Annotated in this window: 6 protein-coding genes; 4 read left to right on the forward strand and 2 right to left on the reverse strand. The window is 40.1% G+C overall.

What is annotated here, in order from left to right; translation table 11 throughout:
* The first annotated feature begins 221 nt into the window (after window positions 1–221).
* The 3 genes from P20652_RS00700 to P20652_RS00690 all read left to right on the forward strand — a co-directional run bounded on the left by P20652_RS00700 (window position 222) and on the right by P20652_RS00690 (window position 3,167).
* Entirely contained in the window at window positions 222–707 is a 486-nt protein-coding gene (locus tag P20652_RS00700; RefSeq protein WP_008172779.1) for a hypothetical protein, read from the forward strand.
* A 2-nt stretch (window positions 708–709) separates the two neighbouring features.
* Window positions 710–1,843, forward strand: coding sequence for a hypothetical protein (locus tag P20652_RS00695; protein ID WP_008172780.1), 1,134 nt, complete (start codon window positions 710–712; stop codon window positions 1,841–1,843).
* Between the two features lie 226 nt (window positions 1,844–2,069).
* Window positions 2,070–3,167 carry a Fic family protein gene (locus P20652_RS00690; RefSeq protein WP_008172781.1) on the forward strand — a complete coding sequence of 366 codons (1,098 nt, stop codon included), beginning with the start codon at window positions 2,070–2,072 and terminating at the stop codon, window positions 3,165–3,167.
* A 737-nt stretch (window positions 3,168–3,904) separates the two neighbouring features.
* Here the strand turns inward: P20652_RS00690 and P20652_RS00685 are convergent.
* A complete protein-coding gene (locus tag P20652_RS00685) occupies window positions 3,905–5,404 on the reverse strand; it encodes a hypothetical protein (RefSeq protein WP_008172782.1) in 1,500 nt (499 codons plus the stop codon).
* A 73-nt stretch (window positions 5,405–5,477) separates the two neighbouring features.
* The gene (gene dgt / locus P20652_RS00680; RefSeq protein WP_008172783.1) at window positions 5,478–6,944 is read right to left on the reverse strand and encodes a dGTPase; all 1,467 of its coding nucleotides are present in this window, start codon (window positions 6,942–6,944) and stop codon (window positions 5,478–5,480) included.
* A gap of 191 nt (window positions 6,945–7,135) precedes the next feature.
* Here dgt and P20652_RS00675 point away from each other — a divergent pair, with 191 nt between their 5' ends.
* Entirely contained in the window at window positions 7,136–8,359 is a 1,224-nt protein-coding gene (locus tag P20652_RS00675; protein ID WP_008172784.1) for an alkaline phosphatase family protein, read from the forward strand.
* Window positions 8,360–8,525: the final 166 nt, after the last annotated feature.

Consider the following 8,525-nt stretch of genomic DNA (forward strand, 5'->3'; position numbering starts at 1 on the left):
CGATATTTGTAAATTCAATTTAAAAGCTACGCTTTTGTTGAGTGTGGTGGTTTAATTATTGTAGGTGAGGTTTTATACCTCGCGGGTGCTTTGTAAAAACTAAGACACAAGGTGAACTCCCACCCACAGCTTTAATTTTTACTTTTTGGATTAGTAATGTTGATGTGTTTTTTCACATTTATAGGTACACTCTTTTAAAGTTTTAATTCAGGGAATGAATAATGATTAAATGGATTTTACTGGTATTTATTTGTGTATTTACAACTTTTCCTCAAGCTGGTGATGCTTACACACAAGCTCAATGCGATAGCATTAAAAAGCAGCGCGAAACTATTCGGTCTCAATTTAGAAGTGGCTACAGCACTAAAGAAGGTGAGCGCTTAACTGCGCGCGATAAAGCGCTATTTACCTTACTTGCTAATCACTGCAGTAAGCCTAAAAAGAGTGGTAGCGCTTATCAGGCTGCTTCTTCTACCCCAACTCGTACGCCTAATAGTAATTGGTTACTCAATCAAAAAGTATCAAACATGTCTTTGCATAGCGATAGCTATAAAGATGCCGCTAAGCTTGATGCTTGGTCAAAGTTTTATAAATTGCCTAAACGTTGCCGTAAAAAAGGGATGGGGTCGGCCGATTTTGTATGGTGCAGCGAGTATCGGGGTAAGCAAAAAGAGTTGTTTGAAGTACAGTGGCAAGGGCGCCAATAAATATGTTTAAAACAAAATTGCGCGTGGTGTTTGTATTTTTTGTGCTGCTAATTGCATCGGCCCTCATTGCCAATCATTTTACTGGGCGGGTATTTAATTATTACGATCCTATAGGCGAGGTTAAACGAATTTATAGTAGTTTATTGTCGCAGGTAGCTACTGAACCGTTAGCAACTAAACAGCTCAAAAATATAAGCACGGCTACTTTACAAAATGCATCAGTATTTGCCGATAATCATTTATCGCAAGCTAACAATACGCGCTGCGTGGATGTGTCGTTGGGGAAGGTTAAATATAAACGTAATGGCGATATATTTACGTGGACAGACAGTGACGGTGTGCCGCATTTTAGTGATAAAAAACCGGACTTTGCAGTAGCAACTTACGATACTGGTTTTATTGAACCGTTAGATTACTTTGACCTCACTTTAAATACGCCTAATTTACCTTCGTCATTTAACCAAGAGTTACGCATAAAACTTAATACTGTATTTAAAGTATACGGGCAGATTATTGGCGTGCATGCACTTAAAAAGGTAAAGCTTAATTTAACGGTATTGCCTACGCGCCGCGCTTATGAGGCCGCAATTAAGCAACGCAGTGCTGACCCTACAAACACTGCGGGTATGTATTTTCACGCGAGTAATTCTGCTTTTATTCATTATGATAATGCACACAGTGCAATGCGAACTGCGGTACATGAGTCAGTGCACGCCATTAATAAAGCTGTGCTAGGTTATACGCCAAGATGGTTTAATGAGGGATTTGCTGAATACTTTGAGCTTACTAAAAATAATATGCAAATGGCTATTGTTGAGCCGAAGAGTTCATGGACTAAAAATAACAATATTACTAAAAGTGTATTTTTAATTGATTCGTTAGTGGGTTTGGATGACTCGTGGAAAAAAGGTGATACCAGTAAGCTGTATACAAGCAGTTGGGCTGCAATTTACTTTTTAATGGATACTCAAACAGGGAGATCGTTACTTAAGAATATAATGCTTGCTGAGCAAGAGTTCCTCTGTAATAAGTTATCTGAAAAGCAATTAAAAACGATGATGTATAAGCAATTTTCTAATCTTAACCGTGAATATTCCCAGCGGTTAAAAAAGCCTTTAAAAGTGCATATATTTTAAATAAGGTGATAATTTAAAAGCTACGCTTTTGTTGAGAGTGGTGTTTAAATTATTGTAGGTGAAGTTTTATACCTTGCTTAAAAATACATTTTTTACCACAGGAAAATGAACTGTTGTTTTGTGTAACGCTTAAAAGTAATGAGGCAATTAACTCTACTATTCGCCTCATTGCATGAGGCAATTAAATAACATAGACTGAAGTTAATTAACTTTAGGACTAAAGACTATGTGGATATGGCAACAGCAAAACTGGCCAAACTTTACGTGGGATGCTGCGGCGCTTGCGCCTTTACTAAGGGAGCTTTCATATAATCAAGGTTTATTAGTAGGGCGTATGGGCGTGCAAAGCGCTCAACAAAAGCAGCATGCCCTTGATACTTTACTTGCAAATATTATTCACTCCAGTGCGATTGAGGGCGAAAAGCTTAATGCATTTTCGGTTCGCTCTTCTCTTGCCAAAAAGCTCAATATTAATGAGCAACCTTACCCAACAACAGTGCAAAGCGATAATCTTGCAGAGATTATGCTTGATGCAATAAATAACACAGATTCACCGCTTGATTTAGAACGAGTGCTTAATTGGCATCGCTTATTGTTTGCAGGTGAGCAAAGCTTATTTACTAAAATTGAGGGCGGGCAATTGCGTGGTGACGAGCCAATGCAAGTGGTGTCGGGGCGCTTAGATAAACCGGTATTACATTTTACAGCGCCTCCAAAAGAGTTAGTAAATAAAGAGCTTTTGCTATTTTTTAACTGGTTTAACAAAACGCAAAACGACCCTCAAATAGACCCTTTTATTCGGGCTGCTATCGCACATTTATGGTTTGTAACAATACATCCACTTGAAGATGGTAATGGGCGTATTACACGGCTTATAACCGATCTGGCATTAGCGCAAGAACATGCTGAGTCAATTCGGTTTTACGCTATGTCGGTCGCTATTTTACAAGACAGAAAAAGCTACTACGAGGTGCTTGAAGCCACTCAGCGTGGAGAGCTGTGTATTACGCAGTGGATTAAGTGGTTTTTACGCACCCTTAATAATGCGATACACCATACGCTTAATAATATTGAGCAAACAATTTTTAAAACCAATTACTGGGCAAGTAAAGATCAAACAAAGTTAAGTGAGCAGCAAGTAAAAGTGCTTAATAAGTTACTTGATGGCCAATTTGAACAGGGTATTAGTGCGAGTCAGTATCAAAAGGTGGCTAAGGTTAGCCGTGCAACCGCAACCCGCCATTTAGCTGACTTGCAAACGCTTGGATTTATAACAAAAACCGCCGCAGGCGGGCGTAGCACACGTTACAAAATTGTCCAATGAGGCAATTAACCTTATTATTTGCCTCACCATGTGAGGCGAATAGGTGTATTTAAGTTGAACGAGTAATGCAGAATGCTTTAATTAAAGCGAAAGGCAAACTTTCGTCCATAATTTAAAAGCTTCGCTTTTCGCGCGAGTAAGCTTTGCGCCTAAGGTGTTTGTTGCAAGCGCTGGTATTTAATTACAGACCTCGAGCTTGCTCTCGTTAGAAGTAAAGTTTCCCGTTATTAAGCACAATCACTTCTCTAAAAGCGCAGCGTCTCTTACCTCTTTGTGATTAAAGAGCTTTTAATACTGGAATGCACAAAGAGAACAAAATGAGGAATAAATGAGTAGCCAAAGTGACAGGCGGTATTTTAGTTTATCAATGAGAGATACAAGACGTAGAGCTTGCTCACGTTAGAAGCGACAGCTTCTTGTTATTTAAAAATAGATATCACCACAGAGTACATCGAGGCGCTTTGCGCTACACAGAGTTAAAAAATATTGGTTAGTTTGTAGCAATGTTTAAGTTACTGCCCTTAACTCACTTTTCGGTGGTGAGTCAATTACGTTTATAATCCCGTAAAAGCGTTGCTTTTAAACGCCAGCAAGCTACGCGTCTAAAGGGTTATATTTAGCCTCGGGATTGTAAATGGTGGGCTTTTTCATTCCCTCTAAAGGCGCAGCGCCTCTTAATCTCTTTGTGAATAATGGGTTTTAGAGCTTTAATGCACAAAGAGCAGTGAGTGAGGTTGCTACTCTTTTGTTTGTAGCTTTTTAGCGCGTTCTTCTGCGTCTATTAGTGCTTGTGATTTAGGGGGGTGTTTTTTCTCTTCTATTACTGGCTTTTCAGTTGATTCTGGATCCCAACTTGAATCTAACGACAAGTTTGCAAATGGGTTGCTGTTGTCCGTTTTTTCAGGCTCAACATGCGGTTCATCAGTTTGCGATGCCTGTGTGGCTTTTGCTTTTTTATGCGCTGGCTTTTCACTAGGCAATGGTGCGTTTGGATCAAACGTACGCACTTGTGGTTCTTTAAAGTCTTTTTCTGTTTCAAATGTTGTGGTTTGTGCGTTAGTTGTTTGCTCTGGCGTGTGCAAATTGGTGACTGGCTCGCTAGGTATTATTGGTTCAGGCGTGTTGGTAACGGGTTGTACACTTTTATGTTCAGGCTCTACTGATGTTAATTTTGCTACTTGGGCTGCATAGTGTGTACGTTGTTTTTTTATTGGCTTTGCATCTGGATCAAAGTCGCGCACTTGCGGTTCACTAAAACTGCTGGCATTTTTAATGCGTTCTAAGGTTGCTTTAGCTGCAGCTTCAAATTCTGCGGTGTTAGGCTCTGGTTTTTGTTTTACTTCGGTAAACGTGGCTGCACTCGTTTGTTCTGAGGTATCTATGGGCTCTGCCGCTGTTGGCTCTTGCGGTTGAGTTGTTACGTTGTTTTTCTCGTCGGCGTTAGGCACTGCTGTTTGCACAGTGCCTGTACTTACTTGCGCGGGTGTATTGGTTACTGTGGGCTCAACGTCTGTTTGGGGTTCAGCTTTAGTTTTTGCAAAGGTTGATATAAACGGTGCTGCCGTTATTTTGCTTTGTTTTGCGCGGCGTAGGCGCACCAACACCATGGCGCCAATAAGTACTACTATAACAAGTATTAACGTGGGTAAAAGTAACGAGTTTGGGCTTTGCACTGCAGGTTGCAGTGGGGTTGTGGGCGCTGGTTTAGCTACCAAAACAGGTTTAATTTGAGGTGTTTGCGCAACTGTATTTACTGCCGTGGTAGGTTTTACTGGTTCTATTACAGCTTGGTTTGTTTGTTTTGTAGGGTCTGCGTCAATTACTATTTGGTTGTTATTATTACTATTTAGCAAGTCGTTAATTTGTTGTTTTTGTTCATTGGTTAAATTAAGCATTTGCTCGGTTATGTTACTTTTAGCCGCTTCGGTAGTCGGTTCAACAACGGGGGCTGGTTCAATAACGGGGGCTGGTTCAACAATTTGAGGTTGTGGCTGTGTAATAATAGTTTGTTTAGGTTCTATTATTTGTGGCTTAGTTTGCGCTTGAATTTCTTTTGGTTTATTGCAGTTTTTTTTATAGTTGCGCGCGGCTTCACGATATTTTTGACTCGCTTTGTTATTACTGTATTGCTGCATTTCTTGCTTAATTAAAATGCACATAGCTTCGTTGTATGCCGTACTTTGCGCACTATAAAATAAGGCAAAGCAAAGGGTAAGTCTAATTAGTTTTGATATCATAAAGTTATGCGCGCTTAAATATTAATAGTTTGATTTTAAGCGCAAAATTAAAAATTATCTAGGGCAAGTTAACTTAATCAATGACCATTAAGCTGCGATACTCGTCGTACGCAAATTGGTCGGTCATGCCGCTTATATAATCTTGAATCAATCTACACCGATAATAAAACTCGTATGCTGCAAAGTGGTCGGGTTCTTCTTGCATGGCGTCTATGGCATGTTGGTAGCTGTTTAAATGTTTTTTAGAGAGTTTTTTAACTAAACGCGATTCTATTAATAAGCGTGAGTCGCCATTGAGTGCGCGTTTAAAGTTGTCGCTGTTTAGCTTCAGTAGCGGTTTATAGCAATCGAGTAGGCCGTTAATTATTCTGTAGCCTTGGAGCTCTAATTTTTCTACTTCTTTGTTTGAAAACACATGCTCAAGTGCGACTTGTTTTAACGTTTTAGTTACGGCGTGTAGGTGGCTTCTATCTTCTAACAGCGCCTGGTTTAAGTCACCATGGTAAATAGGCTCTATGTTTTCAATAAAGCGTTTTGCAGCGTGATTTACCAGTGGGTGCAATAACGCTACGCGCAAATATATAAAAAATTCACTATTGAAATTATAAGGCTGTGCTTTTGCGCGATCGAGCGCGTAATCAACGGCTTTATCTACAAACGCTTGGTGCTCTGTGTCGTCTATTGTTAGGTTTATAAGTGCTTTTTTGTAATGAATTTTAAGCTGTGTACACAGGTATTCTGTGCTTATTATACCTTTTTCAACAGCGTCCTCTATGTCGGCTAGGCAATACGAAATATCGTCGGCGGCTTCCATTATGTAACTTGCGGGATGGCGGCAGTAAGGTTCAATGGTGAGTTCTTTTTGTAATGCTTCTACAAAGGCTTTTTCGCTGTAGTAGTAACCTACTTTTTTCATTAAGTAGTTTTTGTTTTGCGGTATGTTTTTTATATCAAGCCCTGCTGGGCGAGTGTATTTTAATATACCGGCGCTTTGGCTATACGTTAAATTAAGCGTTTGCAAAGAGTGAATAATACGTATGCCTTGAGCGTTGCCTTCAAAGTTACAAATATCAAGCGCAAGATGTTTAAAAATAACGCCTATGCCGGTGTTTGGCTCTTTGCAGCGATCGGGAGTTACGCTTGCTAAATTATTATTAAACCAGTTATTTATTGCAGCTTCACCAAAATGCCCGAAGGGTGGGTTGCCAATATCGTGCATTAGGCAGGCCATTTCGACTAGGCTTTCTAATGGGCGTTCTAGGTCGGTTAAGCCGTAGTCTTTTTGTTGTTGGTAGTTTAAGTTGGCAAAAATACGCTGCACTATAAACCGGCCTACTTGTTGTACTTCAAGCGAGTGCGTAAGGCGTGAGCGTACTGCGGCATTACGTTCAAGCGGAAAAACTTGGGTTTTTTGCTGCAGCCGACGAATCGCGGCGCTATTTATTATACGCCCACGGTCGCTTTCGAGCGCCATTTGTAAATTAGCGGTGGTGCGGTACATACGCGCGGGGGTTATTTTTTTACTAAAGTCGATAGTCATCGGTGTCCTTGTTTGGTGGTGATGACTGGCAAAGTAGGTGCGCGTTGTCATTCTTTATTAATACTTACTTACTAATATATACACCTAGACGAGTTAGGTATAGGTGCTTGTATCATTTAAGCGCTGTCAAATGTATTATAAAACTATATTTTTCAGTATTTAACGCATTTTAATGTAGGCGAGTATTTATAATGAAGTATGTATTTGTGAAGACAATGATGTTGGCACTTTTAGTGTTAACTAGCCATGCGGCGTTTGCTGCAAAAGAGCAAACCGTGGTGCTTATATCAATTGATGGCTTGCGTTGGGATTATATAGAAAAGCACGGTGCGACAAATTTAAAGGCGATGGGCGAGCGTGGCGTTCGCGCAGAAAAGCTAATACCGGTTTACCCTACAAAAACATTCCCTAATCATATTTCTATTATCACAGGCTTATTGCCGGTTAATCATGGCATTGTTGATAATAACTTTTGTGATAAAGCACGCAAAAACGATTGTTACAGCATGGGCAAAGCGCTTGGCGATAGTACATGGGTGAAGGGGATCCCGCTTTGGAATTTGGCTAAAATGCAGGGGCTTAAATCGGCTACTTATTTTTGGCCTGAGTCAGATGCGTTATTTAATGGTATGACACCAGATTACTTTTATCACTATTCGAAATATAGCGATTATCAAAGCCGTGTTGATCAAATTGTTCAGTGGTTAAGTTTACCAAAAGCACAGCGTCCACGTTTTGTTGCTAGTTATTTTTCGTTAGTTGATAGCATGGGCCATGAGTTTGGACCTGACGCACCCCAAACGCGTAATGCGGTTAAACAACTTGATGAGCTAATGGGGCAGTTACAAACACGTTTAAGTAAATTAGAGCAAGAGGTTAATTTAGTTATTGTGTCTGATCATGGCATGACGAGCATAAATCCAGAAAAAAGCATTGATGTAACGACTCTTCCTCAAGACGAAAACTTTTTAGTTAAAAACACGGGTCCGCGTTTACTTATTTACACTCAACCCGATGTTAAAAATGCTGATATTGAAGGTTACAAGGCACGTTTACAAGAAGCAGCCAATGGCCGCTACACGGTATTAACCGACGAGCAGCTTGCTGCGTATCATTATAATAAAGGTACTCGGGTAGGTGATATTGTTGTGCAAACTACAGCGCCTGCGGTGTTTACTAATGGTAAAAAACCAACGTACTTAGGCACACATGGTTATGCCTATACTGAGGATATGGCTGCATCACTTGTTGCTGTTGGTCCTGCGTTTAAGCAAGGGGTAAGCATTAAAGAGGTTAGTAATCTTGATATTTACCCAGTGCTTGCAAAAATAATGGGACTTAAGTTGTTAAATAAGGTTGATGGCAATGGTAAAACATTAATGCCGGCAATTAAGCAAAAAATGGTGGTGCATTAATTTGCCATAAAAGCGCTGCTTTTAAATGCCTGCAGGCTGCACGTCTACAGGTGTTTTACCCAAGTTTGAGAGTGTTTTTTAACTCTCGAGCTATCCTCTAAAAGCGCAGCGCCTCTAAAACTCTTTGTGAATAACAGCCCTTAAAATATGAATGCACAAAGAGAAG

Source organism: Pseudoalteromonas sp. BSi20652 (genome assembly GCF_000239855.1).
Classification (GTDB): Bacteria; Pseudomonadota; Gammaproteobacteria; order Enterobacterales; family Alteromonadaceae; genus Pseudoalteromonas.

Coding starts and splice junctions, on each gene's coding strand:
- P20652_RS00700 (WP_008172779.1), top strand. CDS start 222: ATGATTAAATGGATTTTACTGGTATTTATTTGTGTATTTACAACTTTT.
- P20652_RS00695 (WP_008172780.1), top strand. CDS start 710: ATGTTTAAAACAAAATTGCGCGTGGTGTTTGTATTTTTTGTGCTGCTA.
- P20652_RS00690 (WP_008172781.1), top strand. CDS start 2,070: ATGTGGATATGGCAACAGCAAAACTGGCCAAACTTTACGTGGGATGCT.
- P20652_RS00685 (WP_008172782.1), bottom strand. CDS start 5,404: ATGATATCAAAACTAATTAGACTTACCCTTTGCTTTGCCTTATTTTAT.
- dgt (WP_008172783.1), bottom strand. CDS start 6,944: ATGACTATCGACTTTAGTAAAAAAATAACCCCCGCGCGTATGTACCGC.
- P20652_RS00675 (WP_008172784.1), top strand. CDS start 7,136: ATGAAGTATGTATTTGTGAAGACAATGATGTTGGCACTTTTAGTGTTA.